This window comes from Thermomonas brevis (assembly GCF_014395425.1).
GTDB classification, from domain to species: Bacteria; Pseudomonadota; Gammaproteobacteria; order Xanthomonadales; family Xanthomonadaceae; genus Thermomonas; species Thermomonas brevis.
The window spans coordinates 1,432,291-1,447,249 of the sequence record NZ_CP060711.1; the positions used below are offsets into that span (position 1 = coordinate 1,432,291).

18 protein-coding genes are annotated in these 14,959 nt (G+C 69.6%); 7 read left to right on the forward strand and 11 right to left on the reverse strand.

Annotated elements, in window-relative coordinates; genetic code table 11:
• Positions 1–65 precede the first annotated feature (65 nt).
• Together H9L17_RS06665 and H9L17_RS06670 are read left to right on the forward strand one after the other, a co-directional pair.
• Positions 66–1,970 (forward strand): MFS transporter, encoded by a 1,905-nt coding sequence (locus H9L17_RS06665; protein ID WP_187571549.1) that lies wholly within the window; start codon positions 66–68, stop codon positions 1,968–1,970.
• Positions 1,967–2,926 carry a glycosyl hydrolase family 18 protein gene (locus tag H9L17_RS06670; protein WP_187571550.1) on the forward strand — a complete coding sequence of 320 codons (960 nt, stop codon included), beginning with the start codon at positions 1,967–1,969 and terminating at the stop codon, positions 2,924–2,926. Before H9L17_RS06665 ends, H9L17_RS06670 begins: the two co-directional genes overlap by 4 nt.
• A gap of 45 nt (positions 2,927–2,971) precedes the next feature.
• Here the strand turns inward: H9L17_RS06670 and H9L17_RS06675 are convergent, their stop codons facing one another.
• Positions 2,972–3,310 (reverse strand): helix-turn-helix domain-containing protein, encoded by a 339-nt coding sequence (locus H9L17_RS06675; protein ID WP_246455183.1) that lies wholly within the window; start codon positions 3,308–3,310, stop codon positions 2,972–2,974.
• Positions 3,311–3,368: 58 nt separating this feature from the next.
• Between H9L17_RS06675 and H9L17_RS06680 the strand changes: the two genes are divergently transcribed.
• Both H9L17_RS06680 and H9L17_RS06685 read left to right on the forward strand, forming a co-directional pair.
• Complete coding sequence (locus tag H9L17_RS06680; RefSeq protein ID WP_223158088.1) at positions 3,369–3,647, forward strand: hypothetical protein; 279 nt, start codon at positions 3,369–3,371, stop codon at positions 3,645–3,647.
• 59 nt (positions 3,648–3,706) lie between these two features.
• The gene (locus tag H9L17_RS06685) at positions 3,707–4,135 is read left to right on the forward strand and encodes a hypothetical protein (protein ID WP_187571551.1); all 429 of its coding nucleotides are present in this window, start codon (positions 3,707–3,709) and stop codon (positions 4,133–4,135) included.
• Between the two features lie 58 nt (positions 4,136–4,193).
• On the opposite strand, the gene H9L17_RS06690 is transcribed toward H9L17_RS06685, so the two are convergent.
• The 4 genes from H9L17_RS06690 to H9L17_RS06705 all read right to left on the reverse strand — a co-directional run bounded on the left by H9L17_RS06690 (position 4,194) and on the right by H9L17_RS06705 (position 7,233).
• Positions 4,194–5,096, reverse strand: a complete 903-nt coding sequence (locus H9L17_RS06690) for a hypothetical protein (RefSeq protein WP_187571552.1) — start codon at positions 5,094–5,096, stop codon at positions 4,194–4,196.
• A gap of 9 nt (positions 5,097–5,105) precedes the next feature.
• A complete protein-coding gene (nudC, locus tag H9L17_RS06695; RefSeq protein ID WP_187571553.1) occupies positions 5,106–6,023 on the reverse strand; it encodes an NAD(+) diphosphatase in 918 nt (305 codons plus the stop codon).
• Between the two features lie 105 nt (positions 6,024–6,128).
• Entirely contained in the window at positions 6,129–6,500 is a 372-nt protein-coding gene (gene erpA, locus H9L17_RS06700) for an iron-sulfur cluster insertion protein ErpA (protein ID WP_187571554.1), read from the reverse strand.
• 31 nt (positions 6,501–6,531) lie between these two features.
• Positions 6,532–7,233, reverse strand: a complete 702-nt coding sequence (locus tag H9L17_RS06705) for a DUF6776 family protein (protein WP_246455184.1) — start codon at positions 7,231–7,233, stop codon at positions 6,532–6,534.
• A gap of 111 nt (positions 7,234–7,344) precedes the next feature.
• On the opposite strand from H9L17_RS06705, the gene H9L17_RS06710 reads away from it, so the two are divergent.
• From H9L17_RS06710 to H9L17_RS06720, 3 genes are all read left to right on the forward strand, one after another.
• The gene (locus tag H9L17_RS06710; RefSeq protein ID WP_187571555.1) at positions 7,345–7,953 is read left to right on the forward strand and encodes a DUF4126 domain-containing protein; all 609 of its coding nucleotides are present in this window, start codon (positions 7,345–7,347) and stop codon (positions 7,951–7,953) included.
• 162 nt (positions 7,954–8,115) lie between these two features.
• A complete protein-coding gene (locus tag H9L17_RS06715) occupies positions 8,116–9,807 on the forward strand; it encodes an EAL domain-containing protein (protein WP_187571556.1) in 1,692 nt (563 codons plus the stop codon).
• Positions 9,804–12,071 carry an ATP-binding protein gene (locus H9L17_RS06720; protein WP_246455185.1) on the forward strand — a complete coding sequence of 756 codons (2,268 nt, stop codon included), beginning with the start codon at positions 9,804–9,806 and terminating at the stop codon, positions 12,069–12,071. The genes H9L17_RS06715 and H9L17_RS06720 overlap by 4 nt, the downstream gene beginning before the upstream one ends.
• A gap of 40 nt (positions 12,072–12,111) precedes the next feature.
• Here the strand turns inward: H9L17_RS06720 and bfr are convergent, their stop codons facing one another.
• The 6 genes from bfr to pssA form a co-directional block, all read right to left on the reverse strand.
• A complete protein-coding gene (gene bfr / locus H9L17_RS06725) occupies positions 12,112–12,585 on the reverse strand; it encodes a bacterioferritin (RefSeq protein ID WP_187571557.1) in 474 nt (157 codons plus the stop codon).
• 112 nt (positions 12,586–12,697) lie between these two features.
• On the reverse strand, positions 12,698–12,901 hold the full coding sequence (locus H9L17_RS06730) for a (2Fe-2S)-binding protein (protein ID WP_187571558.1): 204 nt from the start codon (positions 12,899–12,901) through the stop codon (positions 12,698–12,700).
• An 87-nt stretch (positions 12,902–12,988) separates the two neighbouring features.
• Positions 12,989–13,342 carry a 6-carboxytetrahydropterin synthase QueD gene (gene queD, locus H9L17_RS06735; RefSeq protein WP_187571559.1) on the reverse strand — a complete coding sequence of 118 codons (354 nt, stop codon included), beginning with the start codon at positions 13,340–13,342 and terminating at the stop codon, positions 12,989–12,991.
• A 45-nt stretch (positions 13,343–13,387) separates the two neighbouring features.
• Positions 13,388–13,867, reverse strand: a complete 480-nt coding sequence (gene rimI, locus H9L17_RS06740) for a ribosomal protein S18-alanine N-acetyltransferase (RefSeq protein ID WP_187571560.1) — start codon at positions 13,865–13,867, stop codon at positions 13,388–13,390.
• Complete coding sequence (locus H9L17_RS06745; RefSeq protein WP_187571561.1) at positions 13,864–14,145, reverse strand: hypothetical protein; 282 nt, start codon at positions 14,143–14,145, stop codon at positions 13,864–13,866. Before H9L17_RS06745 ends, rimI begins: the two co-directional genes overlap by 4 nt.
• On the reverse strand, positions 14,142–14,921 hold the full coding sequence (gene pssA, locus H9L17_RS06750; RefSeq protein ID WP_187571562.1) for a CDP-diacylglycerol--serine O-phosphatidyltransferase: 780 nt from the start codon (positions 14,919–14,921) through the stop codon (positions 14,142–14,144). The genes H9L17_RS06745 and pssA overlap by 4 nt, the downstream gene beginning before the upstream one ends.
• Positions 14,922–14,959 lie beyond the last annotated feature (38 nt).

Here is a 14,959-nt window from a genome sequence, read left to right on the forward strand (position 1 = left end):
CGGCGGATGGAACGAACCGATGCGCGTACCTCCGCTATCCTTCGCCCATCCAGACGGGGATCCGCATGTCCGGCCATAGCCAGTTCGACCTGCTCAAGCAGCGCCGCTTCCTGCCCTATTTCGTCGTGCAGTCGCTCGGCGCATTCAACGACAACGTCTATCGACAGGCGATCATCGGCCTGTTGGCCTACATGGCCGTCGGCAGCAGCCAGATGGGGCTGTACGCCAACCTCGCGCCCGCCATCTTCATCCTGCCCTACTTCCTGTTCTCCGCCACCGCCGGGCAGATCGCGGAGAAGCTGGAGAAGCAGAGGCTGATCGTCATCACCACCACGATGGAGATCGCGGTGATGTCGCTGGCGGCGCTGGGCTTCCTGCTGCAGAGCATGCCGATCCTGCTGGTGGCGCTGTTTGGCACCGGCATGCAGTCCACGCTGTTCGGGCCGGTGAAGTATTCGATCCTGCCTTCGGTGCTCAAACCCGAGGAACTCACTGGCGGCAACGGGCTGGTAGAGATGGGCACCTCGCTGTCGATCCTGATCGGCATGATCTTCGGTGGGCTGATTTTCCAGGTCGCCGGCGAGCACGGGCCACAGGTGGCGGCGGTGTCGGTGATCCTGATGGCGATTGCCGGCAACACCGTGGCGCGGCGCATCCCGAAGGTGGACGCGGGCGATCCATCGCTGAAGGTGGATTGGAACATCCTGCGCGAATCGTGGCGCATCTGGCAGCTCACCCGCCGGCAGCTGGCGGTGCGCAACGCGGTGCTGGGCGTGAGTTGGTTCTGGTTCGTCGGCACGGTGCTGACCGCGCAGCTGCCGGTGTATGCCGAAACCAATTTGGGCGGCACGCAGAACCTCTACATCTTCGCGCTGGCGCTGTTCTCGGTGGGCGTCGGCATCGGTTCGATGTCGTGCGAAAAGCTGTCCGGGCGCACGGTGGAAATCGGCCTGGTGCCGATGGGTGCGTTCGGCGTCAGCGCCTTCCTGCTCGACCTGTATTTCGCGCGGCCCGGACAGGCGCTGGCGCATGGGCTGTCGGTGATGCAATTCGTCGAAGCGGCGGGCAGCTGGCGGATCATGTTCGACCTGGTCGGCATCGGCCTGTTCACCGGCTTCTTCGTGGTGCCGCTGTTCGCGCTGATCCAGAGCCGCTCGCCGAAGCACGAGCTGGCGCGGGTGATCTCGGGCATGAACATCCAGAACGCGATGTTCATCGTCGCCGCAGCCGTCATCGGCCTGGCCCTCCAGCGTTACCTGGGCTGGACGATTCCGCAGGTGTTCCTGGCGCTGGCCATCGCCAACACGCTGGTGGCGATCTGGATTTTCACCATCGTTCCCGAGTTCTTCATGCGCTTCCTGAGCTGGGCGATGGTGCGCACGCTGTACCGATTGAAGCTGCACGGCATCGAAAAGCACGTGCCGGACGAAGGCGCGGCGCTGCTGGTCTGCAACCACGTCAGCTACATGGACGCGCTGATTTTGTCGGCGTGCATCCCGCGTCCGGCGCGCTTCGTGATGTATTACAAGATTTTCAACATCCCAGTGATGCGCTGGATTTTCCGCACCGCCAAGGCCATCCCGATTGCCGGCGCGCGCGAGAATCCCGAGATCATGCAACGCGCCTTCGACGCCGTGGACGCGGCGCTGGCCGAAGGCGAACTGGTCTGCATCTTCCCCGAGGGCGCGCTGACCAGGGACGGCAGCATCGCCCCGTTCAAATCCGGGGTGGAGAAGATCCTTGAACGCGCCGCCGCGCGCGGGCAAACCGTGCCGGTGGTGCCGCTGGCGCTGAAGAACATGTGGGGCAGCATGTGGAGCAAGCGCGATTCGCGGCTCGGCCGCATGCGCGTGCCGCGACGGCTGCGTGCGCACGTCGAAGTGGTGGCCGGCGAGCCGGTGGACGGCGGCATCGCCACGGCGGCGCTGCTGGAAGACAAGGTGCGCACGCTGCGCGGAGCGGACGCGTGAACCGGCATCGCCTCGCCATCGCGATGCTGGCCGGCGTGCTGTACGCAACCGCCGCGTCCGCCGGCGAAGTGACGACCTGGGTGCCGCCTTACCAGCTCCAGCAATCGCGCCTGTCGCTGCAACACGAGGCGGGCGACGTGACCGCCGGCCAGTGGATCACCCGGCTGGGCCTGCAGTTCTGGCTGCCGACGGAAACCGGCGAGCTGGTGTTCGCCGAACGCGGCGAACCGCTCGGCCCCGCCGACGCCGACTGGTTCGCCGACTGGGGCCGGCGCAACAACGTCAAGGTGCTGCTGACCCTGTACAACTTCCGCAACGACCACTGGGACTGGGAGCTCGCCCGCAGCGCCTTCCGCGATCATCCCGACGCGCTGGTCGCCAACCTGCTGGCGGCGGTGGAACGCCACGGCCTTGCCGGCGTCGATCTCGACCTCGAAGGCAACGGCGCGCTGGACGCGGATCGCGCGGCATTCGCCGGCTTCGTGGCGAAGCTGTCGGCGGCGCTGAAGGCGCATGGCAAGGAACTGACCATCGACAGCTTCCACAGCCCCTGCTTCAACGCGCCGAACATGGTGTGGTGGGAAGACTGGCAAGGCCACGTGGATGCAATCCACTCGATGGGCTACGGCGACCTGTACGAAGGCAGCGTCGAAACCTTCACGCCCGAAGGCGGCGAAACATGCGCGCAGGGTGCGGCGCTGTTCCGCTACAGCTGGCAGGCAGCCTGGGCGACGCAGCATGGCATCGACGCATCGCAGGTGCTGATGGGGATTCCCGGCGGCGAATACGCGTGGGGCGCAGGCAAAGGCCGCAGGGCATTGCCGGCGCAACTGAAGGACGTGCAAGCCGTCGGCGCGGGCATCGCGATCTGGGACGTGAACGGCATCGCCACCGGACGGTGGGGAAGCGCGAAGGCCTGGAAGGCATTGGAAGCGTTTCGGAATGGGCGGAAATGAAGCAGCGGGGACGCAAAGTCCGCGGGCAAGCCTTCGACCTGGAAACTACATTCCCTTGCGCGTCTTTCCGCGCCGGGCCGCCTTCCTGTCCTTGAAGCCACTGTTACTGCGCTGCCCTAGATAATCGGCGAGCAAGGTCTCCGGCGGAACGCCCAAAGCTTCCGCAAATTCCACGAACTCCACGAAATCGATGCGGCGTTCGCCACGCTCGCACTTGGACACGAAAGTCTGGGTGTTGCCCAGTCGTGAAGCCAGTTCGACTTGCGACACCCCCTGCCTCTGCCTTGCGTCGCGCAAGACACCAAGCAGCAAGCGGTAATCGGAGTTGTGAGTCGAACCTGTCATCGCGCCGCGACCGGAAGGCCACGGCACGCTAAAGTCCATTGCGGAATAGTCCAAAATAGACTATAGATGACCTCGAATCCGTCAGGGGACAAAAAGTGTGCTGGTCGACGATCGGTATTTGATTGCGTTGAAGACGCTGGCGGTGCTCGGAGCCACGGTCGCGATGCTGTATGGCTTGTACAAGGTGCATGCGCGGCTTGCAGCGAAAGAGCAAGGATTCGGGCCGAACTCGATACGTGCCCTCGGCATCGTGATGTTCCTGCCGATCCTTTTCATGCTGGCGCTGCTGACCGACTTCCGGCCGGAAGCGCTGACCGCCCTGCTCGGCACCATCGCCGGCTACGTGCTGTCGGATTCCAGTCCCAAGGACAGCTGACGTGCCATGCCTGCCGCTCTGGCAATCGGTCAATCAAGAAACCAAAGGGGGAAAAAGAAATGAATGCAGTCAAGGCCGCACTCGTCGTTGTCTTTGCAGTTTTGCTGTCCGCATGCGCTTCTTCGCATGTGCTTGTCGGGAAAGCCCGCGAACCGATATCGCCAGACCAAGTGAAAATCCTGCTGGAACCGCCCGCGACGTATGAAACCGTCGCACTGTTGGAAGCCTCGGATCTGGGCGCGAATGGCTTTTCCGCGCAAAGCAGGATGAACAAGGTCATGAAGCGCTTGAAGGCGGAAGCGGCCAGCCTTGGCGCCAATGCCATCCTTCTTCAGGGCATAGACACCCAGATCACGGGCGCCATCGGCAGCGGCTACGCCAATACCTCAATCAGCGGGAGCTCCGCCTACACGTCCGGGCTTGGCATCTCTTCGACGCAGACCAGCAAAGTGGGCAAGGCCATCGCCATCTATATTCCAGTCGATTGATTCGACCTCAAGCGGGCATGGAAAGCACTGAAGGCGTTCCGCGAGGGGACCGTAGGCGTCAGCCCACCCAGCCCGCCACCACGAACAGCGCGATCAGCGCCAGCCACAGCACCAGCACGCGCCAGACCAGGCTGATGGCGTCGCGCAGCTCCGGCAGTTCGCCGAAGGCTTCGACCAGCGCGGTCGAGGCGGGGATGCCGGATTCGGTGTAGTCGGCCACTTCCTCGGCAATCTCGCTGCGCACGCTGGCGCGTGCGGCGTTCGCCAGCAGGCGGCCGTGCAGGCCGAAGGCGCCCGGTTCGCGCCAGGCGCCGGCCACGCTGTCGAAGTTGCCGACCAGCGCCAGCGACAGCGTCGCCAGCTGGGCGACCGGCCATTCCAGCAGCGCCAGCCAGGTGCGCGCGCCTTGCGACGTCTCGTGCGGCAGCGCGTCGGCGTCCTGCTGCGCGGCCTGCACGGCGAGCCGGTACAGCAGCGCGCCGAACGGCCCGAGCAGGCAGAACCAGAACAGCACGCCGAACCAGCGCTGCAAGGCGTTGCGGAACACCGCCTCGACCAGCGATGCGCCGTCCAGCTGCGGCGACACGCCCGGCGGCCACAGCCGCGCAGCAACGGCGCGGCGGGCGGCGGGATCGGGTGCGTCGAGGATCGCCTCGACGTCCACGTCCAGATCGCGCGGCCCCCAGCACCAGAACAGCACGGCGATGCCCAGCAGCAGGCCCGGCAGTCCCCACAGCGAATGCCGCAGGCCGAGCTGGAGCAGGCCCAGCAGCAACAGCGGCACCGCCAGCGCCAGCGCGATGCCGTAGGGGCCGCGCCAGAAGCTGTGCTCGGGAAACTGGCCGTTCAGCCATTGCAGCCAGGTGCGGAACCAGCCGAACTGGCGCAGGCCGGCCGCGAGCGCGGGCGCGAGATGCCCGATGACGAGCGCGGCGACGACGGCGAGCAGGGTGGCGGCCATGGCCGGAGTTTACTGGCTGCGCTGAGCCGCGTCGTATTCGTCCAGCCACGCGCGGATGACGTGGCGGGCGATGGAAATCGGCGAGGACAGCACGATGCCCTCGCCCGCAGCGTCGGCATCGCGCCAGTCGCGCTCCAGCCCGGCGCGCACCTCGTCGGCGCCGAACCAGCGCGCGTCCTCCAGCTCCTCGCTGGCCTGCGGCGCGTCCGGCTCGGCGCGGGCGATGAAGCCCAGCATCAGCGAGCCGGGGAACGGCCACGGCTGCGAGGCGAGGTAGCGCGCGCTGTCCACGTGCACGCGCACGCCGGTTTCCTCCATTACCTCGCGCGCCACGGTCTGCTCCAGCGTTTCGCCGGGTTCGACGAAGCCGGCCACCACCGACCAGCGCCGCGCCGGCCAGCCGGACTGCCGGCCCAGCAGCAGGCGCTCGCCGTCGGTGATCGCGGCGATGATGGCCTGGTCGGTGCGCGGGTAGTGCTCGCTGCCGCAGGCGTCGCACGTGCCGAGCCAGCCGGCGCGGACGAAGCGCAGCGCGCCGCCGCAGGCCGCGCAGTAGCGGTGCCGCTGGTGCCAGTGCTGCACCGCGCGCGCCTGCGCGAACAGCGTCGCCTGCCAGGCCGGCCAGCGCGATGCGGCGCGGCGCAGGTCGATGCGGGCGGGCGCGTCGACGCCGGGTGCGTCGGCGTCGACGAAGAACCACGCGCGGCCCTCGCGCTGGCCGAGGAAGACGGCGGCGCCCGGCCCATCGGCCAGCGCCGCGCCGTCCAGCGGCAGCAGTTGCGATGCGGCATCGGCCAGCGCGTTGCCGGCGGCGTCCAGCGCGATCACGCCTGCCGACGGCCACGCGGCGGCGAGCGCGGCGGGATCGTCGCGCAGGTGGTCGGCGCGATCCAGCGCGCCATCGACGAATGAAAAAGGACTCACCATCTTCGCTCCGCGTTGCCCCGTCGCTGCGGCGCCATTATCCGCGCAGGCCGGCTCCGGCCCGCAATCGCGCCGCTCGGTTCCTGTCGCCCGCGCCGCGGGGCCGCGCTACACCGTGAAACTGCTGCCGCAGCCGCAGGTGGTCTTCGCGTTCGGATTGCGGATCACGAACTGCGCGCCGGCCAGCGATTCGCTGTAATCGACTTCCGCGCCCATCAGGTATTGCAGGCTGAGCGGATCGACCAGCAGGATGGCGCCGTCGGTGACGATGGCGATGTCGTCCTCGTTCTGGCCCTCGTCGAACTCGAAGCCGTACTGGAAACCGGAACAGCCGCCGCCCTGGATGTAGGCGCGCAGCTTGAGCGAGGCGTTGCCTTCCTCCGCCACCAGTTCGCGCACCTTGGCGGCGGCAGCGGCAGTGAAGCGCAGCGGGGCCGGCGGCGGGGACGCGGCGGGCTGGTCGAGTACGGCGATTTCCATGCATCCAGCATGGGGCGCGAATGCCGCCGATTCAACCTCCGGCGGCGCCGGCCGGCGCGGTCGCCGCGCTCCAGGTGAACGACTGCTCCACCGGCGCGCCCGTGGCGGGCAGCAGCCGCGCGATCACCCGCACCGGCTTGAGCCCGCGCGGCAGCACGATGTCGCCCTCGACCTGCTGGAAATAGCGGAACGAATACGCGACCTCCGCCGCGCCGGCCTGCTGGCGCAGCACGTTCCAGTCCAGCCGGCGCATGCTGCGGCCGTCGGTGACTTCCAGCGCCAGTTGCAGATGGCCGCTGCTGACCGCGCCGCGGTTCAGGTTCTGGGTGAGGGTGGCGACGAAATGCCAGAGCTGCGGGTCGCCTTGCGGTTCCAGCCGCAGGTCGTGCACGGCCAGTCCGTGGCGCTGGCCGGTGGCGCCGACGAAGCGCTCGTAGAAGGCGACGTCGGCGCGCAAGCCGGCGATTTCCTCGTCGCGTTCGGCCAGCGTCGCCTGCAGGTCGGCATTGGCCTGCCGGCTGATCTGGTCGGAGCGGGCGAGGGTGGCGTTCTGCTGTTCCAGCGTCGCGATCCTGCCGGCCTGCGCGCGCAGCTGCTCGCGCGCGTTCGCCGGCTGCGGCGCGAAGCTGCGCCAGGCGCCCCACAGGCCCAGCAGCAGCGCCGCCGCGACCAGCGCGATCAAGGCAACACGCGGTTGGCCCGCGCCGCGCGGCCGCGGAATGTGCTCGGACATCGGCATCGCCGTGGTATCGCATCCGGCCCGCGCCCGCGTCAAGCCGCGACGCCGCGCGGACGCGGAGGCGTATAGACTGGGCTGCCTTGCGCTGGCTTCGGAATCCATACGATGGAGACGGCCCATGTGTTCGCGATCGGCATCCTGCTGGCCTGGCTGGCGGGCATCCGCGCCTACCTGACGGTGTTCGGCGTCGGCGTCGCGGGGCTGATGGGCTGGCTGGAGCTGCCGCCCGCGCTGCAGGTCGCGCAGTCGCCGTGGGTGCTGGGCACCTCGGGCGCGCTGGCGGTCGCCGAGTTCTTCGCCGACAAGATCCCGGGCGTGGATTCGGCCTGGGATCTCTTGCAGACGCTGCTGCGCATCCCCGCCGGCGCGTTCCTCGCGGCGGCCGCGCTGTCGCCGGATGGCCACCTCGGCGCCGGCATGCTCGCCACCGGCGCGGGCGTGGCGCTGACCAGCCACGCGCTGAAGGCGGGCACGCGCGGCCTGATCAACGGCTCGCCGGAGCCGGTCAGCAACTGGATGGCGTCGATCTCCGAGGACGCGCTGGTGGTCGGCGCGCTGACGCTCGCCTTCAGCCATCCGTGGCTGGCGCTGGGCGCGACCGTCGCCGTCAGCCTGTGCCTGGCGCTGCTCGCCTGGTGGCTGTGCCGGGCGATGCTGCGCGGAATGGCGCGCCTGCGCGGCGCCTTCACCTCGCCCCGGCCCGGCCGTCCGTAGTACCGTTTTGCGTCAGAAACCAGATATGAAGATGCCGTACATCGTCGCCATGCCCCCAAGGAGAACCATGAAGTTGCCCGCCACGGACGCCGTGCCGCCCCTTTCGCAGGCACGCGCCATCTCGCCGACCCGTCTATGCCACGGCGGACACGGAGTGCGGGCATGAGCGGCCAGAACGACGTCGCCGCCGACGCCGATCCGTTCCGCGTGCTGATCGTCGAGGACGACCGCAGCCAGGCGGTGTTCGCCGAGGCGATCCTGCGCGGCGCCGGCATGCAGGCCGAAGTGGTGGCGATCCCCGAACGCATGATGGAGGCGATGGAGCGCTTCGATCCCGACCTGGTGCTGATGGACCTGCACATCCCCGGCTCCAGCGGCACCGCGCTGACCTCGCAGATCCGCGAGCACCCGCGCTTCGAATACACGCCGGTGGTGTTCCTGACCGGCGACCAAGACCCGGAGAAGCAGGTCGAGGTGCTGGAGCACGGCGGCGACGACTACATCCTCAAGCCGGTGCGACCGCGCCACCTGATCGCGGCGGTGCAGAACCGCGTCCGCCGCGCGCGCGCGCTCAGCAGCAGCCGGCAGGCGCCGGCCGAGCCCGACCGCCACCCGGTCACCGGCCTGCACACCCGCCCGCTGCTGATGAAGCTGCTGGCCGCGCAGCTGGCCAGCGGCACGCCCGGCGGCGCGCTGCTGGTCGAGATGGGCAATGCCGCCGCGCTGCGCAAGCACTACGGCTATGCCGCCTTCGAGAGCCTGATCAACGACGCCGGCCGCTTCCTCGGCAGCCTGACCGGCGAGCACGCCACCGCCCGCCTGAGCGACAACGCCTTCCTGGTGGTGGTGCGCGGCGGCGACCGCGGCTGGCTGGACGGCTACGCGCGCAACCTGCGCGACGGCGTCGGCTACCACGACTTCAAGACCGATGGCGAAACCCTGCGGCTGCGCTGCACCATCGGCTACACCACCTTCGAACACGGCTTCACCGACGCCGGCGAAGTGCTGTCGGCCTGCGAGGACGCGGCCCGCGAAGCGCAGGGCTCGCCGATCGGGCTGGCCGCCTACGTGCCGCCGGACACCGCCGCGACCAGCGACATCGCCGACGAGCTGCGCGCCGCGCTGACCTCCGGCGACGACACCCTCTACCTCGCATTCCAGCCGGTGGTCGCGGTGGCCGGCGGCGACGACGCGCAGTTCCAGGTGCTGGTGCGGATGCGCGGCCCCGACGGCAACGTGCGCCGCGCCGGCGAATTCCTGTCCGCCGCGCAGCACGCGGGGCTGATGCCGCAGCTGGATCGCTGGGTGATGGAGCAGGCGCTGGCGCTGCTGCAGAAGCGGCGCGCGGAAAGCCGGCCGATGCGGCTGTTCGTCTCGCAGTCGCCCAGCACGCTGGCGCAGGACAGCTACGTCGGCTGGCTGCTGCAGGCGCTGGAGCGCCACAACGTCGATCCGCCCTCGCTGGTCATCGACCTGCGCTTGGACGACGCGGTGGTGCACGTGGTGCTGCTGCACCAGTTCTGCGAGCAGCTGGTTCCGGCCGGGGTGCAGTTCTGCCTCAGCCAGTTCCGCCGCGGCGAAGACGCCAACCAGCTGTTGCAGGAACTGCCGCTGGGCTATCTGCGCCTGTCCGCGGACTTCGCCCAGCAGCCGCTGCCGCCGGAGCTGCACGACGAGATGCGCGAGGTCATCGAACGCGCGCACCGGCTGGGCCTGCAGGTCATCGGCCAGGCGGTGGAAGACCCGCAGGCCGCCGCGGCGCTGTGGGTGGGCGGCATCGACTTCATCCAGGGCAACCTGGTGCAGCGCCCGGAGCAGGCGCTCGACTTCGATTTCCGGAGCGCGACCTTGTGAGCGACGACGACGCCGAGCGCGGCCTCAACCTGCTGACCGCCCGTTGGCTGGCGCTGGGCGCGGCCGCCGGCGCCTCGCTGTCCCTGCTGGTCGAGCGGTTCGGGGTGGAAGGCCCCTGGCAGTTGGTCGCGCTGGTGCTGGCCCTGCTGGCGCTGTTCGCCACCGTCACCCTGGCCTTCGCCGTGCGCAAGCGCGAAACCCGCCTGCACCGGCAGGAGGAGCAGGGCCGCCGCAACGTCGAGGAGATCAGCGCGCTGCAGCGCGAGATCGATCGCCACACCCAGCTCGAAGCCGAGCTGACCCGCGCCAAGCAGGCGGCCGAATCGGCGGTGATGGCCAAGGGCGAGTTCCTGGCCACCATGAGCCACGAGATCCGCACCCCGCTCAACGGCATCATCCCGATGCTGGACCTGCTGTCCAGCTCGCGCCTGGCGCTGGACCAGCAGGAAATCCTGAAAACCGCTACCGCCTCCGCGCAGCAGCTGCTGCGCATCGTCGACGACATCCTCGACTACTCGAAGCTGGAAGCCGACCGGCTGGAGCTGGAAACCACCGGCTTCAACCTGCGCGAGCTGCTGCAGAGCGTCATCACCCTGATGGAGCGCCCGGCCGAGGCCAAGGGCCTGCACCTGCTGCTGAACATCGACGCCTCGGTGCGCCTGCCGGTGCGCGGCGATCCGGTGCGGCTGCGGCAGATCCTCAGCAACCTGCTGAGCAACGCGATCAAGTTCACCGAACGCGGCAGCGTCGCCATCAGCGTGAAACGCCTCGGCGAAACCGCGGCCCAGCACCAGCTGCGCTTCGAGGTGCAGGACACCGGCATCGGCATCGACGCGGCCGGGCGGGAGAAGCTGTTCCAGCCGTTCAGCCAGGCCGACGCCTCCACCACCCGCCTGTACGGCGGCACCGGGCTGGGGCTGGTGATCTCGCAACGCATCGTCTCGCTGATGGGCGGGCGGATCGGCGTGGACTCCGAACCGGGGCGCGGCTCCACCTTCTGGTTCGAGATCCCGCTGCTCAAGGTGCAGGGCGACATGCCCACCCATCAGGAGGACCTGCACGGCGGCCGCGTGCTGCTGATCACCACCGACCAGCGCCTGCGCATGCGCCTGACCATGCTGCTGCCGAACTGGGGCCTGCGCGTCACCACCGTCGAGAACACCCACGACGCGCTTGAGCGCCTGCGCGCGGCGCGCGGCCAGGGCGAGCCGTGGACGTATTCGGTGGTGTTGGCCGACCTGTCCAGCATCCGCAGCACCGCGCTGTCGCTGGCGCGCAACATGGAGCGGCGCGCCCAGTTCGGCGACGTGCGGCTGGTGTACCTGCGCGGTGACGAGGTGACCTCGCTCGACCTGCCGATGTCGGCCACGATCGTCCCCCGCAACGTCGAGGACGCCGACCTGCGCGCGGTGCTGTCCGCCTCCGGCGTGTCCTGGGCGCAGCACGACCCGCATCCCGCGCCGGCGCCGCGCGCGCCGCGCCCGGCCTCGTCCCGCAAGACCCGGGTGCTGCTGGTCGAGGACAACCCGGTCAACCTGATGGTCGCGCAGCGGCTGCTGCAGGTGCTGGGTGTGGACTGCGACGCCGCCGGCAACGGCCAGGCCGCGATCGAGAAGATGGACGGCGGCGACTACGACCTGGTGCTGATGGACTGCCAGATGCCGGTGCTGGACGGCTACAGCGCCACCCGCCGCTGGCGCGAGATCGAGCAGGAGCGCAACGTCGAGCGCCGCCTGCCGATCGTGGCGATGACCGCCAACGCGATGGCCGGCGACCGCCAGAAGTGCCTGGACGCCGGCATGGACGACTACCTGGCCAAGCCGGTCACCCGCACCGAGCTGGAGCAGTGCGTGGCGCGCTGGAAGGGTTCCAACCTGGCGGTTCCGGACAGCCTGCCGCCGGCCGCCGAACTGGCCGAACGCTCGCCGCCGGTGCTCGACGGCGGCGTGCTGGGCGAGCTGCGCGAAGTGCTGGGCCCGGAAGTGGACCGCATCGTCGCGGTCTACCTGGAGGACGCGCCGCGCTTGATCGCCCAGCTCGAACGCGCGGCGGTGGACAACGACCCGATCGCCCTGCGCGTCGCCGCGCACACCCTGAAATCGTCCAGCGCCAACGTCGGCGCCACCACCCTGGCCGAGGCCGCGCGCGATCTGGAGCACGGCGCACGCGACGGCACGCTGGCGCAGCCGGGCAACGCGGTGGCGCGGATCGTCAGCGAATTCGCGCAGGTGCGGGCCGCCTTGCAGGCCACGCTGCCGCGCTGAACCCCGGCACGCCCGCGGCCGACGCCGCGGGCCGCGCGGATCAATCCTCTTCGATCTGCTGGGCGAGGTAGTTCTGCTCGCCGAGGCGCTCGACCAGCGAGAGCTGCGTCTCGATCCAGTCGATGTGCTCCTCCTCGGAATCGAGGATGTCGGCGAACAGCTTGCGGCTGACGTAGTCGCCCGCTGATTCGCAGTAGGCGATGGCTTCGCGCAGCAGCGGCACCGCCTCCAGCTCCAGCGCCAGGTCGCAGCGCAGGATCTCCACCGGAGTCTCGCCGATCTTCAGCTTGCCCAGCGCCTGGAAGTTGGGCAGCCCGTCGAGGAACAGGATGCGCTCGGCCAGCGCGTCGGCATGCTTCATCTCGTCGATGGACTCGTGGTGCTCGTGCGCGGCCAGCGCCTTCAGCCCCCAGTTCTTCAGCATCTTGGCGTGCAGGAAGTACTGGTTGATGGCGGTCAGCTCGTTGTAGAGCGCCTTGTTGAGGAACCCGATGACCTTGGCGTCGCCCTGCATGGCTGCGCTCCGTGCGTGAACTGCGCGCACTGTAGCGCGCGCCGCGGCGGCGCGGCGGAACGCGAATCGTCCGCACTTTTCCTCTTGCTTCGGGATCGCCCCGCGGCGCGGCTCAGGCGGCGCGCGCCAGCACCGGCAGGTCCAGCGCGCGGCGGGCGCGGGTTTCCTCGATCATCTCGGCCACCAGCCCCAGGCAGGAGCCGCAGTTGGCGCCCGCGCCGGTGCGCATGGTCATTTCGGGCACGGAGGCGCAGCCGGCTTCCGCCGCCTCGCGGATCTGCCGATCCGTCACCCCGTTGCAGATGCAGACGTACATCGCACGCCACCCGTTGATTGCCGTTGGGCGCGATTGAATCGCAACTGCGAATGATTGTCAATTGACGACGATCAAGCCGCCGCCCATTCAGCCTCGGTAGCGGCAGCCGGACGTGCAGGTCTCGTGCACCACGACCTCCGACAGTAGCGGCACCCGCGGCTTCATCCGCGCCCAGATCCACTGCGCCAGCCGCTCACTGGTGGGATTTTCCAGACCCTCGACGTCGTTGAGGTAATGGTGGTCGAGCTGCTCGTACAGCGGCAGGAACGCCGCCTTCAGCTCGGCGAAGTCCATCACCCAGCCGGCGTGCGGATCGGGCTCGCCCGACACATGCAGTTCGACCCGGAACGAATGCCCGTGCAGACGCGCGCATTTGTGCCCGGCCGGCACGTTCGGCAGCCGGTGCGCGGCTTCGAGGGTGAAGGTCTTGAAGATGTCCATGCCGCGCATTCTACGGCGCGCGGCGCGGCGACCCGGAACCGGGCGTCAGTCCAGCAGTTCCATCGCCATGACGATGGCGTCCTCGCGGCCGGCGTGCGCCGGGTAGTAGCGCGGGCGACGGCCGATCTCGTTGAAGCCGCTGCGCTCGTACAGGGCGATGGCGCGCGGGTTGGACGGCCGCACCTCCAGGAACACCCGCTGCGCGCCGTGGCCGCGCGCGATCTTCAGCAGCGCCTGCAGCATGCGCTGGCCCAGCCCCTGTCCCTCGTTGCCGGGAGCGGTGCACAGGTTCAGCACGTGCGCCTCGTCGGCGGCGATGCTCAGCACGCCGTAGCCGACGATGGCGCCCTGCCGCTCCTGCAGCCACATCGGGTAGCCGGCGTGCAGGCAGTCGCGGAAGATGCCGCGCGTCCACGGGAACGGATAGGCGCGCAGTTCGATGTCCATGACCGCGTCCAGGTCGGCCTCGCGCATCGGCCGCAGGCTGGGCGCGGCCAGCGCGCCATAGGCCTGCACGGCGCTCATCCCGCGCTCCGCCGCAGGGCGCGCAGGCGCGGCCACAGCGCGCGCTTGGCGGCGGCGTCGCCGCGCAGCCGGGCGGCCGTGGCCGCGATCTCGGCGTGCGCCAGCAGCGCTTCGGGCGCCACCCCCGCCGCGCGGGCCAGGCGCGCCAGCATGCCGGCATCGCCGGCCGCATCCGCCGCCACGGCCGGCATCGGCGCTGGCGACGGCGCTCCGGGCAGCCGGTACAGCGCCAGCCCCAGCTCGGACAACACCGCGCGCTGGAACGGGTCCCAGTTCACGCCGCGGCGTCCGGCCCCGGCAGCCGCCGCCGGCGGAACCACAGCAGCGGCCCGGACAGCGCGTACAGCGTGCTCGCGGTCAGCAGGGTCACCGCCGGCGCGATCCACAGCGCGATCAGCACCGCCAGCGCGATCACCAGGGTGAAGAACGGCACCCGGTCGGCCTTCGGTCCGTGCCCGCTGCCCTTGAAACTGTTGTAGCGGATCCGGCTGACCATCAGCAGACCGGCGATCACGGTCAGCGCCAGCGCCGCATAGCGCAGCTCCTCGCCCGACCAGCCGAAGATCTGGCAGGTCCAGACGAAGCTCGCCATCAGCCCCGCCGCCGCCGGGCTGGCCAGGCCGATGAACCAGCGCTTGTCCACCGTGCCCACCTGGCTGTTGAAGCGGGCCAGCCGCAGCGCCGCGCAGGCGGCGTACAGGAACGCGGCCAGCCAGCCGATCTTGCCCAGGGTCGGGCTGTCCAGCTTCATCGCCACCAGCGCCCAGTGGTACATCACCATCGCCGGGGCCATGCCGAAGCTGATCAGGTCGGCCAGCGAGTCGTACTGCACGCCGAACTCGCTCTGGGTGTTGGTCAGCCGCGCCACCCGCCCGTCCAGCCCGTCCAGCACCGCGGCCACGAACACGGCGATGCAGGCGGCCTCGAACTTCCCCTGCGAGGCGGCGATGATCGCGAAGAAGCCGCCGAACAGCCCGCCGGTGGTGAACAGGTTGGGCAGCAGGTAGATGCCGCGTCCGCGCGGGCGCGGCGTGGGGGCGTGGTTTTCGTCCATCCGCCCAGTGTACGGGCTTGCGGCGGCGGCGGCGCGGT